The following is a 15,230-nucleotide window of genomic DNA, read 5'->3' on the forward strand; positions in this document are numbered from 1 at the left end:
GCGCGGTGGTCGAGGCCGGGCATCGAGCCCGGGGATCGAACCCGGCGATCGAACCCGGCTATTGAGCCGAGGCGGCGGAAGCCGCTGCGGCTGCCGCGGCTGCGGTAGCCGCCGAGCCTGGCGAGCCCGCCGTGTTTCCCGCGCCCGTTGTGCCCGCCGCAGCGGGCTCGGCGGCCGCGGGACCCGCCCACGGCTTCAAGGCCGCGTAGCGCTGGGTGAGCGACAGCGCATCGCCCCAGGAGCCATAGGTCGGATTGGGGATCGGGACCCAGGTCGTGCCCCAGCGCGCGGCGTGGTCCGGCTCGACGTAGCGGGCGCGCGGGGCGAAGTCGTTGAGGTCGTCGCCGACCAGCATCGCGATGCGGTGCGTGCGCGCGACGGCCTCCCGGCGCGGCGTCTTGTCCGAGGCCGCCCATTCCGCGCGCTCGCCGCGCAGCATCACGTCGGCGGGCGCGACCGCATGGCCGAGCACGCGGCTCAGGTTGGCGATCGTCTGCGCCTTCTGCGGGCAGGCGGCGTGGAAGCCGTCCGGGCCGAAGGGGCCGTCGGCCGGGCAACGCCGGTTGGTGATGAAGACGACCCGGAAGCCGGTCGCGCGCGCCCGTGCGATGAACTCGGGCGCGCCGGGAATGGCGGCGGCCTGGGCGCTGGCCACCCAGGCGGCCCAGCTGCTTTCCTCGTAGCTGCGACCGTCGCGGATCTGCCAGGCCTCATAGGGCGAGTTGTCGAGCACGGTCTCGTCCACGTCCAGCACGATGGCCGGCGGCTTGCGCGAGAAGCCGCCCTGCGCCGCCTGTTCCAGCGAGGCCGTCTCGCGCGTGGCCCGACGCGCCGCGCCCAGGCGGGCGGTCGCGGCGCGGTAGACCGCCAGCGTGGCGGCCTGGCGCTCGACCGCGGTCTGGAACCAGAGCGTGGCGTTGAGGTTCTCGCGCGCCATCACCGGCTGGGCGACGGCGGCGGACGACACGGCCAGGCCGGTCAGGCAGGCGAGTCCGCCCAAGGCGGCCAGGCAGGTCGACCGGCTCGGCACTCGCCGGGCGAAGGAGGGCAGGAAGGCGCGGGGCATGGCGGGTCGTTCTCTCGGTTGGAAACGCGGGATCGCGGAAGTGAGGAAGTGCGGAGGTGCAGGGCGGGATCGCGGGATTGTTTCGCAGCCCGAGGCTGCACGGTCGGCGGACTAGGTCGAGTCCGGCGCGTCCTGGGCCACCGCCATCAGGTCGCGCGGATGGAGCATGAGCTCGCGCGCGGTCCGCAGCGTCGCATGTTGGCGCAGCACTGGCTTGAAGGCGGGCGCCGTCAGCAGTTGGTCCCAGACCGCCTTGAGCTGGCGGGGTTCCACCGGGACGCCGCGCTCGAGCCGGTCGGCGAAGTCCAGGCTCGCCGGCGCCGACAGCAACTGCATGCGGCTCGCGGCGCTGAGCAGCCGCGGTGCCTGCTCGGCCGGCGCGTCGCTGCAATAGAGCACCGCGCGGGCCAGGTCGTCTTCCTCGGTCGGCAGGGCGCGCAGCGAGGCGCCCCGCAAGGGGATCTCGCCTTGATGCGAGAAAAAGGCATAGGTCGACTGCGGGTCCGCCTGCGCCAGCAGCCGCAGGCCGCGCAGCAGCCGGGGCAGGTCGGTGGTCGCTGCATCGGCCGAGGCCTTGGCCTCGACCAGCAGGAGCAGGTCCCAGGCGCCGGTGTCGTGGCGGCGCAGCAGCGCCACGTCCCATTCGCTCTTGGCGCGCCGCGGATCGCCGGGGATCGACGACGGCACCTTCAAGGAAGTCGCCACGCGGTAGCGCGGCGGGTCCTCTCCCGCATTCAGACGCGCGGCCAGGACCTCGAGCGCCTGCGCGGCAAGCGCTTCCACGGCGTCGCCGCGGCGCTGCGCGTCGCTGCCGGCCGAGGCGGCCTGCGCGGTGCCCGCCGCGGGGCCTTGCCGTGCCCACAGCGCGCGATATCGCTGCACCTCGTCCCGCTGGCCCAGTGCCTCGATCCGGCAAAGCCGCCTGAGCGCGTCATCGCTGACGATCCGCTCCAGGCTGCGAAACAGCACCGGCTCGTCTTGCACCTCGGGCAAGCCCAGGAGGTCCATGATCGCGTCGTCGACGTCGGACCAGTCCGCCGCGGCGCTCGCCTGCTGCATCCGCTGCAAGCCGTCCCGGATCTCGCCGGCGGGGTGGTCCTGCAGCTTCGCCGGATGGGCCAGCGCATTGGCCGCCGAACGGATCTGCCGCCGGTCCGCCTCCGCATGCGCATTGAGCGAGGCGAACTCGCGCACGGCGGACGAGCGATGGCGCAGCACCGTCGCCTGGAGCGCGGCATCGCCGTGCTCCGGCTGCATGGCTTCGGCGATGTGTCGCGCGAGGGCGTCGAGGAAAAGCGCACGAACATCGTCGCCTGGCGCCGAGTCGGCGGCCAGCGCCTGCCGCGCGTGCTCAATCGCGGTGGCGAGCGCGGTCGCGCTGTCGCAGTCGCGGACCTCGTCGAGCGATTCCGGCAACGCTGGCGTGCGGAAGCGGCGCACGGCGAGCTTCAATCGGTCGGTGATCGCCTGCGGGAGGAGCGCGCATTCCTGGCGCGGTTCAGGCGATGACGAAGGCAGGGGCGGCGAAGCAGGCGGCATGGCGGCGACAAGGCATCGGAAGCGCGTCGAGGCGCCATTGTGGCGCTGCCGGCGCTCCCGCATGCGGAGGGCAGCGCCGTGATCACCCGCGAGGACGCAGGAGGCGCTCGCTGTTGCCGCCGTGACGCCGCCGCTACGCCGCCGTCACGCCGCCGGCATCGCCAGCGCCAGCGCGAGCCCGATCGCGCCGCACGCGCTGAGCAGCGGGATCACGCCCCACTTGAAGCGGAACAGCGCGATCGCCGCGCCCGCGGCGATCAGCGCGGACGTGGCGTCGAAGGGGCCGCCCAGCCCCTGCGGCCAGAACACGTGGCTCGCGAAGAACAGCGCCAGGTTGACGATCACGCCCACCACGGCCGCGGTGATCGCGGTCAGCGGCGCGGTCAGGCGCAGGTCGCCGTGGGTCGCCTCGATGACCGGGCCGCCGGCCAGCACGAAGACGAAGGAGGGCAGGAAGGTGAAGCAGGTGACCAGCGCCGCCGCCGCGGCACCGGCGGCGAAGAGCGCGTCCGGTCCGAAGACCTGTTCTTTCCATCCGCCCAGGAATCCGACGAAGGCGACCACCATGATGAGCGGCCCCGGCGTGGTCTCGCCCAGCGCGAGGCCATCGATCATCTGCGGCCCGGTGGCCCAGTGGTGGTGCTCGACGGCGCCCTGAACGACGTAGGGCAGCACCGCGTAGGCGCCGCCGAAGGTCATCAGCGCGGCCTTGGTGAAGAACAGCCCCATCTGCGTGAACGCGCCGTCGAGCCCATACACGGCGATCAAGGCGCCCATCGCGGCGAGCCACAGCCCCAGGCCCACGATCAGCACCCGGGCGAGGCGACCGCGGGTGAAGCGGGCGTGCGGGGGCGTCGGGGTGTCGTCGTCGATCAGCGCCGGGCCGTAGCCGGCCTGCGCGGCGGCGTGCGCGGCGCCGGGCGAGAACACCTGCGGCGCGAAGCGCGCGCCGATCGCGCCGGCGATCCCGGCGCCCAGCACGATGAGCGGGAAGGGCAGGTCCAGGAGGATCGCCACCAGCGCCGCGACCGCGATGCTCCACAGCCAGCCGTTGCGCAGCACGCGACGGCCGATGCGGTGGGCCGCGTGCAGCACGAGCGCGGTGACCGCGGGCTTGATCCCGTAGAAGACCCCCGCGACCGCCGGCAGCGTGCCGAAGGCGACGTAGATCCACGACAGCGCGACGAGGATGAACAGCGACGGCAGCACGAAGAGTCCGCCAGCGACGATGCCGCCCCAGCCACGGTGCATCAGCCAGCCGATGTAGGTGGCGAGCTGCTGGGCTTCGGGGCCGGGCAGCAGCATGCAGTAGTTGAGCGCATGCAGGAAGCGCCGCTCGCTGATCCAGCGGCGGCGCTCGACCAGCTCGGCATGCATGATCGCGATCTGCCCGGCCGGGCCACCGAAGCTGATGAAGCCCAGCTTCAGCCAGAAGAGGAAGGCTTCCCGGAAGGAGACGGGGGCGGGGCGGTCCGGGGGCGAAGCGACCGTGGCGGTGGAATCGTTCGGACGGGTCATGCGCGGGGGGCGGACAACTGGATGGGGACGATGGGTTGGCGGCGAAGTGTGCCTCAGGCCGCCGTCCGCGAGGTGGGCCGCGTGGCAAGATCGCCGCCTCTCGATGACCCGACCGACTTGCCCATGCGAGCTCCCCTGATCCCGATGCTCCTCGCCCTGGCGCTGGCCGCGCCGATCGCCGGCCGGGCCGATCCACTGCCCGCGGCGGCGAAGGCCGAGGTCACCGCCTTGCTGGGGCGACTGCAAGCCTCGTCCTGCGAGTTCAATCGCAACGGCGATTGGCACTCGGCGTCCGACGCGAAGCGGCACCTGGAACGCAAGCTCGCCTACCTGGAGGACAAGCAGCTCGTGAAAACAGCGGAGCAGTTCATCGAGCTCGGCGCCTCGAAGAGCAGCATGAGCGGCAAGCCTTACCTGGTGCGTTGTGCGGGCGCCTCGCCGGTCGAGAGCAAGGCGTGGCTCATGCGCGAACTGGCAGCCGTACGCGCCGCGGCCAAGGGCGCGTCGGCGCCGCCGTCGACACGCTAGGGACGGCGATCGCTCCGCGGGCTCCCTCTGGCGATGGCGCGAGAGGATGCCGGCTCGCCAGCACCGCAGTGACCGGAGCCGTCGATATCATGCGCAGCCGCCGGTCCCGCGCGGACCGGCCGCCAACCAACGCGCCGCAGTGCGCGACATCAGGGAGAAGATTTCATGCGGGCAGTGCTGCTCATCGTCATCGTCGTGGTGCTCGGCGTCATCGGCTGGAAGAAGCGCGACGAGATCCCGTTCCTGCGCGATGCCACGCGCCAGCTGGAGCGCCAGGCCGGCAAGGTCGAGCTGCCGAAGCTGCGCACCGGCAACGACACGCCGCCCGGGGCCGGTGGCGGTTCGGCCCCGACCCCGGGCGGCGTGCGCCGCTGCGTCGTCGACGGCCAGGTGCTCTACACCAACGAGGCCTGCCCGCGCGGCAGCGCCGAGCAGAAGGTCAAGGGCGGCACGGTGTCGGTGATGCCGGCCTACAAGGCCCCGCCGCCGCCCGAGCAGGCCGGCTCCGGCATCCCCAATGCGCGGGACTTGCTCGCGCCCAAGGGCGGCACGCTCAAGGACAAGGCCCAGGAACGGGCGATGGAGGGGTTGTAACACCCCCCGCATTCCCGGGTTTACGGGCATCGCGTCACGGGGCCGGGGCTCAGTAGACTGGCCCTGAGGCCGGCCACGGGACCGGCCACTCGCAGGGAGACCAGCCGGGACAGGGCTCAGCGCCCGCCCGGCGCGCCGGAGCCGATGCTTCGCAAGCCATGCCGCTGACCGATCCGCAACTCCTTGTCGACGGTGCCGCCAAACGCCGGCGCCGCATGACGGTCTGGCTCGTCGGCGCCAACCTGACCGTCGCGCTCGTGCTCGCGGCGCTGGTCTGGCATGTGCTGGACGCGTCCCATCGCACCTACGCGACGCAGGCGCGCGATGTCGCCGAAGGCCTGGCCGCCGTCGCGCAGCTCAACGTCGAGGCCGAGATCGGCCGCGTGGACGCGGTGCTGCGCGCCACCGGCGCCGAGCTCGAACGGCTGATGGCGGCGCCCGGCGGCGCCCCCGACGCGGTGCTCAACGAGGTGCTGCATGCGCGCTTCGGCCTGCTGCACGGCATCGAGGCCTTCCGCGCCGCCGACGCCAGCGGCGAGGTCCGCTGGGGCACGCGCCTGCCCGCCGGCGCGCCGGCGCGCGTCCATGACCGCGACTACTTCCTCCAGGCGCGCGCGCTCGCCGAGCCCGCGACGCTGGTGACCGGTCCGCTGGTCTCGCGGGTGTCGGGCAACTGGGTGGTGGCGTTCGTGCGGCCGCTGGTCGTGCGGGGCCGCTTCGCGGGCGTCCTCTACGTGAGCGTCGGCGTCGACCACTTCCGCCACCTCTTCGAGCGCTACGAGCTGGCGCCGCTGGACGCGATGACGCTGCGCCGCGACGACCTGCGGCTGGTCGCGCGCATCGCGCCGGGCAGTCCGGTGCAGGGCGAGGTCGGCGACACCAAGGTCTCGGCGCGGATGCGCGAGATGCTGGCGGCGAATCCCCGCCAGGGCAGCGTGGTCACCACGGTGAGCATCGACGGCCGCGACCGCACCAGCGCCTACCGCGCGCTCGACCACTGGCCCTTCGTCGTTTATGCCGGCGTGAACAACGAGCGCTTCTTCAAGCCCTGGCGGGAACAGGCCTGGACGGTGGCGTCCCTGGCGGCGCTGGCCTGGCTGCTGGTGGCGCTCGCCACCTGGCATGTGCGGCGCGCCAACCGCCGCGAGGAGCAGGCCATGACGGCGCTGGCCGAGCAGGGCAAGCGCATCCAGGCGCTGATGCGGGTCTCGGCGGATGGGATCCACATCATCGACGGGCGAGGGCGGCTGGTGGAGATGAGCGACTCCTTCGCGGAGATGCTCAAGTCCACCCGCGCCTCGCTGATGGGGCGCCACGTCGGCAGCTGGGACGTCAACCAGGACGAGACCGCGATCAATGCCTGGCTGGCGAAGATCAAGGCGGGCGACCGACAGCGCGTGGACGTGCAGCATCGCCGGGACGACGGCCAGGTGATCGACGTCGAGCTGCAGCTCAGCGTCACCGAGATCCGTGGCGAGCTCTACGTGTTCTCGTCGGGGCGCGACGTCACCCAGGCGCGGCGTCTGCAGCGCGAGCAGGCGGCGATGCTCGACAGCGACCTGGTGGCCATGGCCAAGATCGAGCACCGCACCATCACCTGGCGCAATCGCGCGCTGGAACGCATCCTCGGCTACGGGCCCGGCGAGCTGCAGGGCGCACCGGCGCGGGTCTTCTATTGGGACGACGCGCAGTACGAGGAGGTCGGGCGGCAGGTGTATTCGGCGCTGGCGGAGCACGGCCACTACCGGTCGCAGATCCGGATGCGCAGCAAGGGCGGCGAGGCGGTGTGGGTGGATTTCGGCGCGGCGCCGCTGTCGGTCACCGAGATCTTCGCGATGGCGGTCGACATCACGCCGATGAAGGCGGCGCATGAGCACCTGGCGCACGCGGCCTTCCACGACGCGCTGACGCAGCTGCCCAACCGGGTGCTGCTGCACGACCGGATCGAGCAGGCGCTGGGGGTGGCGCGGCGGGAACGCAAGCGGGTGGCGATCTGCTACCTGGACCTGGACGGCTTCAAGGCCGTCAACGACGAGCACGGGCACGACGCCGGCGACCAGTTGCTGGAGACGGTGGCGAGGCGACTGCTGGCCCACATCCGGCCGCTGGACACGGCGGCGCGCCTGGGCGGGGACGAGTTCGTGCTGGTGCTGACCTGCGTGGACGGCGACGACTGGCGGCCGGTGCTGGCGCGCGTCGTCGATGCCATCGGCGAGCCGGTGGCGCTGAGTTCCGGCGCGATCGTCGCGGTGGGCGCGACCGTCGGCGTCGCGGTGTTCTCGCCCGACGACACGACCGGCGCGCAGGAGCTCATCGAGCGCGCGGACCACGAGATGCTGCGCGGCAAGCGCGACGGCAAGGGACGGGTGGTGGCGGGCTGAGGCGGGGAGGGCCAGCGGGCGGTGGTGGGCGCCGCGCCTCAGGCCGGCGGCGCGATGGCCGTCGCCTTGGACCACACGGCCCGCCAACCGGCCTCGTGGCGCTCGTAGACGTCCATGTGCCAGCAGTCGACGACCTTGCCGGAAGGAAAGCTCAGGCGCGCGCGATAGCGCAGCACCGCCAGGTCCGCCGAGGCACGCACCTGCAGGTCGTCCATCTCCCAGCCCGTGTAGAACGGCGCCTCGGCGATGCGGGCGAGGTACTCGGCCCGCGGGAAGACCCGGCCGGCGGGCGTGATCAATTCGTACCCGGGCGCGTGCAGCGCCTCGATCGTGGCCAGGTCACGGTCGACGATGGCGCGCGTGCGGCGGGTTTCCAGCGCGAGGAAAAGGTCCAGCGGGTCGGCGGTGGCAGTCATGCGGCGCGATGCTAATGCGCGAGCGTCGCGGTCGCCAGCCGCGCGGCGGCCCCCGCGACCGGGCGTCGCGCCCGCGCGCACCGGAGATCCAAGTCGCCCGGCCCGGCGTACAAGCGGCAGACCAATCCCCGAAGGGCATGCCATGGCGCCTGCAATTTCCTCGATCGCCGTCCGGCTCGCCGAGCGCGGCTTGCTGCCTGAGGCCGCGGTGCGGCTGGGCATCCGGCGCCTGCTGCGCCTGCGGCTCGACGAGGCGCACCACCAGGACCCCGAGGCGGCGGCCGCGCTGACGCAGGACTTCCTGGCCGGGCTGCGCGCCGCGCCGCTGGCGGTGCTGCCGGAGCAGGCCAACGCGCAGCATTACGAGCTGCCGCCCGCGCTGTTCGAGGCCATGCTGGGACCGCGGCGCAAGTACAGCTGCTGCTGGTGGCCCGAAGGCGTCGACACGCTGGCGGCGGCCGAGGAGGCGGCGCTGGCGGAAACCGCGGCGCGCGCCGGGCTCGCCGATGGACAGACGATCCTGGAGCTGGGCTGCGGCTGGGGCTCGCTGAGCCTGTGGATGGCGCAGCACCTGCCGGCGGCGCAGATCCTGGCGGTGTCGAACTCGGCCTCGCAGCGGGCCTTCATCGAAGCGCAGGCGCTGCGGCTGGGCCTGCGCAACCTGCAGGTGCAGACGGCCGACTTCTCGTCCTGGGGCGAGGACGGCCAGTTCGACCGGCGCTTCGACCGGATCGTGTCGGTCGAGATGTTCGAGCACCTGCGCAACTGGCCGCGCGCCTTCCGCAAGGTGTCGAACTGGTTGCGCGACGATGGCCGCTTCTTCCTGCATGTCTTCGCGCATCGCGAGGCGCCCTATGCCTTCGAGGTCCGCGATGACACCGACTGGATGAGCCGCCACTTTTTCTCCGGCGGCATGATGCCCAGCGACGACCTGGCCTTGCTCTGCCAGGACGACCTGGCGCTGCAGCAGCGCTGGCGCTGGGACGGCCGCCATTACGCGCGCACCGCGGCGGCCTGGCTGGAACGCCTGGACGCGCACCGGGCCGAGCTGATGCCGCTCTTCGAGCGCGTCTACGGCCCTGCCGACGCCACCATGTGGTGGCAGCGCTGGCGGCTCTTCTTGCTCTCGGTCGAGGAACTGTTCGCCTACGACAAGGGGCAACAGTGGTGGGTCAGCCACTACCTCTTCGCGCCTCGGCGCTGAGGGCGGGGATGGACATGGCGCCTTCCGCTGTCGAACTCGCCGTCGCGGCCGGCATCGGCCTGTCGATCGCCGTCGCCATCGCGCTGCCCACCTGGCTGGTGAGCCTCACGCGGCGCGACGCGAGCCTGGCCGACCGCGTGTGGTCGGCTTTCATCACCGCGCCGGCGGCCTGCTATGTCGTCAGCCTCGGCGGTGATGCCCGGGCGCAGGTGATGCTGGCGATCACGCTGGTCTGGGCGCTGCGGCTCGGTGTCCATGTCACCGTGCGGAACTGGGGTCATGGCGAGGACCCGCGCTACCAGGCCATCCGCGCGCGCAACCAGCCCGGCTTCGGGCTCAAGAGCCTGTGGCTGGTGTTCCTGCTGCAGGCGGTGCTCGGCTGGGTCGTGTCCTGGCCGATGCTCGCGGCCAGCGGTGGCGACCGGTCGGTGTGGTCCGCGTGGGACACGGTCGGCGCCATGCTGGCCGGGGGCGGCCTGCTCATCGAGGCGATCGCCGACGCTCAGCTCAGCCGCTTCCGCCGCGCGCCGGGGCACCGCGACCGTGTGCTCGACAGCGGGCTGTGGCGCTATTCGCGGCATCCCAATTACTTCGGCGAAAGCTGCGTGTGGTGGGGGCTGGGGCTGATGGCCGTATCGGCGGGTGGAACCACCGCGGCCTGGTGCCTCGCATCGCCGGTGCTGATGACGGTGCTGCTGCTCAAGGTCAGCGGCGTGACGCTGCTCGAGCAGGACATCGGTGAGCGGCGTCCCGCCTATCGCGACTACATCGCCCGCACCAGCGCCTTCATCCCGTGGCCACCGAAACGGAGCGGCGCTCGATGAGGGCGGGCCGAACGCTCGTGCCGAGGCTCGGCCTGCGCGTCGCCGTCCTTGCGGCCGCCTGGATTGGCGGCGCCGCGATCGGCGCCGATGGCGCGCCCGGTGCAGACGGCGCGTCGGCGTCGGGCGCTGTCGCGACGCCCACGCCTCGAGGGGCCGACGCGCGCACGACCGCGAGCGGCGCCTGGGACTTTGAAGTCCGCCTCGACGGCAAGCCGATCGGCACCCATCGCTTCGTCGTCGAGGGCGAGCCCGGGGGCCGTACCGTGCGGAGCCTCGCCCGCTTCGACGTGAAGCTGCTCGGCCTCACGGTCTTCCGCTACCGCCACGAGGCCAGCGAGCGCTGGCGCGGTGATTGCCTGCAGGCGATCCAGAGCCGCACCGACGATGACGGCAAGCCGGTGGAGGTCAACAAGACCTTCAATGCGCGAGGGCCGTCGACCGCATCGCCATCGTCGCAGGCTCCGTCGGCATCGACATCGGCATCGGCATCGGCCGTCGCCGAGTCGGACTGCCTGATGAGCTACGCCTACTGGCATCCGGCGCTGGTGCGGCAGCAGCGCCTGCTGAATCCGCAGACGGGCGAAATCGACGAGGTCCGCATCGAGCGCCTGCCCGATGCCTCGCTTGCGGTGGCCGGCCGCGAGGTCGAGGCGATGCGCTGGCGCCTCACCGCCACGCCGCCCGCCGCCGCCGGCAAGCCCGCGCAGCGCCAGCAGCTGACACTGTGGCGAGACCGGTCCGATGGCCGCTGGATCGGGCTCGATGCGGTGGTCAAGGGCGGGCGGGTGCTGAGCTATCGGCTGCCGTGAACCAACCCCCAGGAGATCGCGATGAATGCATCGACCACGACGACTCACCCGCTGCCTGCCGCCGCGCCCGCCTGGCGCTGGCCGCTGGCCTACCTCGCGACGCTGGTCGTCTTCCTGGCGATGGATGCCGTCTGGCTCGGCACCATGACCGCCGCGCTCTACCAGCCGGCCATCGGTCACCTGATGGCCGCCACCGTCGACTGGCGCGCGGTGGCGATCTTCTATCCGCTGTTCGTCGCCGGGCTGGTGCATTTCGCGGTCGCGCCCGCGCTGCGGGGCGGCCGTCCGCGGCTCGCGTTCGCGCAGGGCGCCTGCTTCGGCTTCCTGGCCTACGCGACCTACGACTTCACCAACCAGGCCACGCTGCGCGACTGGCCCTGGTTCATCACCGTCATCGACCTGGCGTGGGGCGCCGTCGTCAGCGGCGCGTCGTCCGGCGTCGCCGCGCTGGTGACAGCCGCCCTCACATCCCGACGAGCGACCCGAACCACCGGGCGATGAAGCCGTCGAAATGCAGCCGGCCGTCGACAGCGGCCACGCAGATGCATTCGCTGCCTTCCTGCACCACCGGCTGATGGTGGACCTCGCCGTCGGCCAGGTCGAAGTCGCCCGGGCCGAACAGCGCGCGCCCGTCGTGGAACCGGCCGTAGATGACCTGCGTCAGCTCGGTCCCGCGGTGCGTGTGCGGCGGCAGGTACTTGCCGGGCCCGATACGCAGCAGGAAGACATTGGCCTGCGGCGCGCCGGGCACGCTGACCTTGCTCCAGCGCATGCCCGGGCCGATCCAGCGCCAGCGCGTCGCGCTGCAGTCGGCCAGCGCCCGCGGCCACACCGCGCCGGTCGGCAGCGGCGGCGGCGCCGGCACCTTGCGGGGAATGGCCGCCCCGTCCGCGCCGGCCACGGCCTCGATCGCGTCCATCGCGTCGATCCGCGCGAACGCCTGCGCCAGCGCGTCATCGCGCATCGGCGCGGCCGCTTCCTCCTCGATCAGCGCCCCGCCGACCGCCCGCAGCATCGCCACCCGCTCGCGGCAGGCGGCGCACAGCTCCAGATGGATTTCCGTCACCAGCCGGATGCCCGTGGGCAGCGTGCCCGCGGCCAGCGACAGCAACAGCTCGTCGGCGGGGTGATGGTGGATGTCGGGCGGGCGCATGGTCGGGCGGTCAGAAGGGGAAGGGCGGTGATTGGTGATGGCTGGCGTGATGGGAACGGTGTGGCGTGATTGATGGGGCGAGGCGATCGCGCGGGCGGCTCAGGGATCCAGCAGCCGGCGCAGGTGCGCCACCGCCAGCCGGATGCGCGATTTCACCGTGCCCAGCGGCAATCCCAGTTCCGAGGCGATCCGCGCATGCGGTTCGTCCTCGTAGAAGGACAGCCGCAGCACCTGCGCCTGCTCCGGCGGCAGGCGCGACAGCGCCTCCCGGATCCGCTGGCCCTGGCGCGCGGCGTCGGCGTGGTCGGCCACGTCGGGCTGGTCGGCCTGGAGGCGGTCAAACTCGAAACACTCGTCGCCGGCGCCGTCCAGCAGGTGGCGCCGCGCGGCATCGATGCGCAGGCGGCGCCCGATGGTGAAGATCCAGGTCGACACCGCCGCCTGCGCCGGATCGAACATCGCCGCCTTGCGCCACACCGTCACCAGCGTGTCCTGCGCCAGTTCCTCGGCGGCGGCGTCGCTGCTGCCGGTGCGCATCAGGTAGCTCTTGAGCCGCGGCGCGAAATGCGAGAACAGCCGGCCGAAGGCCTCCCGATCGTGCTGCTCGGCGACGCGACGCATCAGCGCCGCCCAGTCCGGCTCGGACGGCGGGGGCGCGGACCGGCGGTCCGGATCGAGCGGGACGATCTTCAAGTGGCGGGCTTTCGGCAAGGCGGACGGGGACGCCGCCTCGCCCGGCGGGGAGGCCGGGGCGGAGGTCGGATCGTCGCGATGCGGGGTACCCATGGACCCTGATACGCGACGGACGGCGGGTCGGATCATCGCCGGGTCGGGCCTCCGACGCCATGCGGGCGACCCTCGCCCGGCCGAGGCCGCGCCCGGAGGGTCGGTTCGCGGGCCGGCGATCCAAATCCGATCGGTTCGCGTACAAGCGCCAAACCCCAGGACGCGACGATGCCCGGCCCAGACCCCCTCCCGCCCGACTTCCCCAGCCCCCCGGACGGCCGTCCGCTGCGCATCGCCGTCGTCGGCGCCGGCATCTCGGGGCTGTCCTGCGCCTGGCTGCTGTCGGGGCGCCACGACGTCCAGGTCTTCGAGGCCGACGGTCGCATCGGCGGCCACAGCCACACGGTCGACGCGCCGGACCGGGGCGCGAGCGTGCCGGTGGACACCGGCTTCATCGTCTACAACGAGCCGGCCTATCCCAACCTGAGCGCGCTGTTCCACCACCTGGCGGTGCCGACGCGCGCGTCGGACATGTCCTTCGCGGTGAGCCTGGACGGCGGCGCGCTGGAATACGCCGGCACCGACCTGAATGGCCTCTTCGCCCAGCGCGCCAACCTGCTGCGTCCGCGCTTCTGGTCGATGCTGCGCGACCTGCTGCGCTTCTACCGGGAAGCCCCGCGCGACGCCCAGGCCAGCGGCGACCTGGCGCTGGACGACTACCTCGACGCGCGCGGCTACGGCCGCGCGTTCCGCGACGACCACCTCTATCCGATGGGCGCCGCGATCTGGTCCTCGACGGCCGCCGACATCGGCCGTTATCCGGTGGCCGCCTTCGTCCGCTTCTGCGAGAACCACGGCCTGCTGCGGGTCAGCGGGCGGCCGGTGTGGCGCACCGTCGAGGGCGGCAGCCGCGAGTACGTGCGACGCCTGACGCAGTCCTTCGCCGACCGCATCCACCGCGACGAGCCGGTCATCGCCGTCGCGCGCGAGCCGGACGGCGTGCGCCTGCGCACCCGGCGCGGCGCCTGGACCGCGCCCTTCGACCACGTCGTGCTGGCCATGCACGCGGACCAGTCGCTGCGCATGCTGCTCGCCCCCAGCGCCGCCGAGCGGCGCCTGCTCGGGGCCATTCCCTACACGCGCAACCTGGCCGTGCTGCACCGCGATCCGGCGCTGATGCCGCGCCGCCGGGCGGTCTGGTCGAGCTGGAACTACCTCGCCTCGCGCCAAGGTGAAAGCGGGCAGGTGGCGCCGACGGTGACCTACTGGATGAACCGGCTGCAGCCGCACCTGCCGCAGGGGCCGGATGCGCAACCGCTGTTCGTGACGCTGAATCCGGCCGTCCCGCCGCATCCCGATCACCTGCTGCGCACCGAGGTCTACGAGCACCCGCGCTTCGACGCGGCTGGCATCGCCGCGCAGCGCGAGCTCTGGTCGCTGCAGGGCCGGCAGCGCACCTGGTTCTGCGGTGCCTGGTTCGGATCGGGCTTCCACGAGGATGGCCTGCAGGCGGGCCTGGCGGTGGCCGAGGCGCTGGGCGGCGTGCGCCGGCCCTGGTCGGTGCCGGACGAATCCGGCCGCATCCACCTGCCGCGCGGCGCGGCCGGGCTGGCCGACCGGGCCGGGGTGGTGGCATGAGCGCACTAGACGGCGCGAGCGCCCCGGGCGCCTCCGCGCTCTACCTCGGCCGGGTGATGCACCAGCGGCTGCGACCGCTGCGTCATCGGCTGAGCTATCGGATGTTCTCGCTGCTGCTGGACCTGGACGAGTTGCCGGCGCTCGATGCGCGGCTGCGCTGGTTCTCGCTGGGGCGGTTCAACCTCTTCAGCTTCCGTCCGTCGGACCACGGCGACGGCCGCGCCGGCGACGTGGCCGGGCTGCGCGCGTGGATCGATGCGCAGCTCGCGGCGGCCGGCCTGCCCGCCGGTGGCGCAGTCCGGCTGCTGACGATGCCGCGCCTGCTCGGCTACGCCTTCAATCCGCTGAGCGTGTGGTTCTGCGACGCGCCGGACGGCACGCCGCTGGCGATCCTCTACGAGGTCAACAACACCTTCGGCCAACGGCACAGCTACCTGATCGAAGTCGATCCGGCCCAGCGCGCCGCGCCGCTGATCGAGCAACGCAGCGACAAACGGCTGTACGTGTCGCCCTTCCTCGGCATGGCGCTGCACTACCGCTTCCGCATCGAGCCGCCGCGCGAGTCGATGTCCATCGGCGTCAGCGTGCATGAGACCGACGGCGCCGCGGTGCTGCATGCCCGGCTCGACGCGCACCGCGCGCCGCTGACCGACGCCCGGTTGCTGCGATTGCTCGTCGCCTATCCGCTGCTGACGCTGAAGGTCGTCGCCGGCATCCATTGGGAGGCGCTGCGGCTGTGGCTCAAGGGCGCGCGGCTGCATGAACGGCCCGCCGCGCCGGCCTCGCCGCTGACCGTGGTGCGGCGGGACGACGTTCCTTCGTCCCTGCCATGAC

Annotated in this window: 16 protein-coding genes; 10 read left to right on the forward strand and 6 right to left on the reverse strand. The window is 72.6% G+C overall.

Annotated elements, in window-relative coordinates; all coding sequences use genetic code 11:
* Positions 1-58 precede the first annotated feature (58 nt).
* Both BM393_RS08110 and BM393_RS08115 read right to left on the reverse strand, forming a co-directional pair.
* Positions 59-1,066: a 5'-nucleotidase, lipoprotein e(P4) family gene (locus BM393_RS08110; protein ID WP_091724294.1), complete on the reverse strand. Its 1,008-nt coding sequence runs from the start codon at positions 1,064-1,066 to the stop codon at positions 59-61.
* 111 nt (positions 1,067-1,177) lie between these two features.
* Entirely contained in the window at positions 1,178-2,323 is a 1,146-nt protein-coding gene (locus BM393_RS08115; protein ID WP_141225257.1) for a 3-deoxy-D-arabino-heptulosonate 7-phosphate synthase, read from the reverse strand.
* Between BM393_RS08115 and BM393_RS26090 the strand changes: the two genes are divergently transcribed.
* Positions 2,309-2,575 carry a hypothetical protein gene (locus tag BM393_RS26090; protein WP_141225258.1) on the forward strand — a complete coding sequence of 89 codons (267 nt, stop codon included), beginning with the start codon at positions 2,309-2,311 and terminating at the stop codon, positions 2,573-2,575. The two genes, BM393_RS08115 and BM393_RS26090, sit on opposite strands and share 15 nt — an antisense overlap.
* Before the next feature lie 174 nt (positions 2,576-2,749).
* Here BM393_RS26090 and chrA read toward each other — a convergent pair whose 3' ends face one another.
* On the reverse strand, positions 2,750-4,123 hold the full coding sequence (gene chrA, locus BM393_RS08120) for a chromate efflux transporter (protein WP_091724295.1): 1,374 nt from the start codon (positions 4,121-4,123) through the stop codon (positions 2,750-2,752).
* Positions 4,124-4,267: 144 nt separating this feature from the next.
* On the opposite strand from chrA, the gene BM393_RS08125 reads away from it, so the two are divergent.
* The 3 genes from BM393_RS08125 to BM393_RS08135 all read left to right on the forward strand — a co-directional run bounded on the left by BM393_RS08125 (position 4,268) and on the right by BM393_RS08135 (position 7,626).
* Positions 4,268-4,651: a DUF5329 domain-containing protein gene (locus BM393_RS08125; protein ID WP_254783274.1), complete on the forward strand. Its 384-nt coding sequence runs from the start codon at positions 4,268-4,270 to the stop codon at positions 4,649-4,651.
* A 165-nt stretch (positions 4,652-4,816) separates the two neighbouring features.
* Positions 4,817-5,245 (forward strand): hypothetical protein, encoded by a 429-nt coding sequence (locus tag BM393_RS08130; protein ID WP_091724297.1) that lies wholly within the window; start codon positions 4,817-4,819, stop codon positions 5,243-5,245.
* Positions 5,246-5,403: 158 nt separating this feature from the next.
* Positions 5,404-7,626: a diguanylate cyclase domain-containing protein gene (locus BM393_RS08135; protein ID WP_091724298.1), complete on the forward strand. Its 2,223-nt coding sequence runs from the start codon at positions 5,404-5,406 to the stop codon at positions 7,624-7,626.
* Positions 7,627-7,664: 38 nt separating this feature from the next.
* On the opposite strand, the gene BM393_RS25640 is transcribed toward BM393_RS08135, so the two are convergent.
* Complete coding sequence (locus BM393_RS25640; protein WP_175538226.1) at positions 7,665-8,042, reverse strand: nuclear transport factor 2 family protein; 378 nt, start codon at positions 8,040-8,042, stop codon at positions 7,665-7,667.
* A gap of 142 nt (positions 8,043-8,184) precedes the next feature.
* On the opposite strand from BM393_RS25640, the gene BM393_RS08145 reads away from it, so the two are divergent.
* The 4 genes from BM393_RS08145 to BM393_RS08160 are packed head-to-tail and all read left to right on the forward strand — an operon-like array spanning position 8,185 to position 11,380.
* The gene (locus BM393_RS08145; protein WP_091724299.1) at positions 8,185-9,246 is read left to right on the forward strand and encodes a cyclopropane-fatty-acyl-phospholipid synthase family protein; all 1,062 of its coding nucleotides are present in this window, start codon (positions 8,185-8,187) and stop codon (positions 9,244-9,246) included.
* A 14-nt stretch (positions 9,247-9,260) separates the two neighbouring features.
* Positions 9,261-10,070 carry a DUF1295 domain-containing protein gene (locus BM393_RS08150; protein ID WP_091725208.1) on the forward strand — a complete coding sequence of 270 codons (810 nt, stop codon included), beginning with the start codon at positions 9,261-9,263 and terminating at the stop codon, positions 10,068-10,070.
* Complete coding sequence (locus BM393_RS08155) at positions 10,067-10,879, forward strand: DUF6134 family protein (RefSeq protein ID WP_141225259.1); 813 nt, start codon at positions 10,067-10,069, stop codon at positions 10,877-10,879. The genes BM393_RS08150 and BM393_RS08155 overlap by 4 nt, the downstream gene beginning before the upstream one ends.
* Positions 10,880-10,900: 21 nt before the next feature.
* Entirely contained in the window at positions 10,901-11,380 is a 480-nt protein-coding gene (locus tag BM393_RS08160) for a DUF2177 family protein (protein ID WP_091724301.1), read from the forward strand.
* Here BM393_RS08160 and BM393_RS08165 read toward each other — a convergent pair.
* Both BM393_RS08165 and BM393_RS08170 read right to left on the reverse strand, forming a co-directional pair.
* Complete coding sequence (locus tag BM393_RS08165) at positions 11,343-12,032, reverse strand: ChrR family anti-sigma-E factor (RefSeq protein ID WP_091724302.1); 690 nt, start codon at positions 12,030-12,032, stop codon at positions 11,343-11,345. The genes BM393_RS08160 and BM393_RS08165 overlap by 38 nt on opposite strands.
* A 99-nt stretch (positions 12,033-12,131) precedes the next feature.
* Entirely contained in the window at positions 12,132-12,725 is a 594-nt protein-coding gene (locus tag BM393_RS08170) for a sigma-70 family RNA polymerase sigma factor (protein ID WP_254783275.1), read from the reverse strand.
* Between the two features lie 261 nt (positions 12,726-12,986).
* Here BM393_RS08170 and BM393_RS08175 point away from each other — a divergent pair, with 261 nt between their 5' ends.
* Both BM393_RS08175 and BM393_RS08180 read left to right on the forward strand, forming a co-directional pair.
* Positions 12,987-14,396, forward strand: coding sequence for an NAD(P)/FAD-dependent oxidoreductase (locus BM393_RS08175; protein WP_091724303.1), 1,410 nt, complete (start codon positions 12,987-12,989; stop codon positions 14,394-14,396).
* Complete coding sequence (locus BM393_RS08180; protein ID WP_091724304.1) at positions 14,393-15,229, forward strand: DUF1365 domain-containing protein; 837 nt, start codon at positions 14,393-14,395, stop codon at positions 15,227-15,229. The genes BM393_RS08175 and BM393_RS08180 overlap by 4 nt, the downstream gene beginning before the upstream one ends.
* Position 15,230 lies beyond the last annotated feature (1 nt).

Origin of the sequence: Mitsuaria sp. PDC51, assembly GCF_900113225.1 — a bacterium.
Taxonomy (GTDB): Bacteria; Pseudomonadota; Gammaproteobacteria; order Burkholderiales; family Burkholderiaceae_C; genus Roseateles.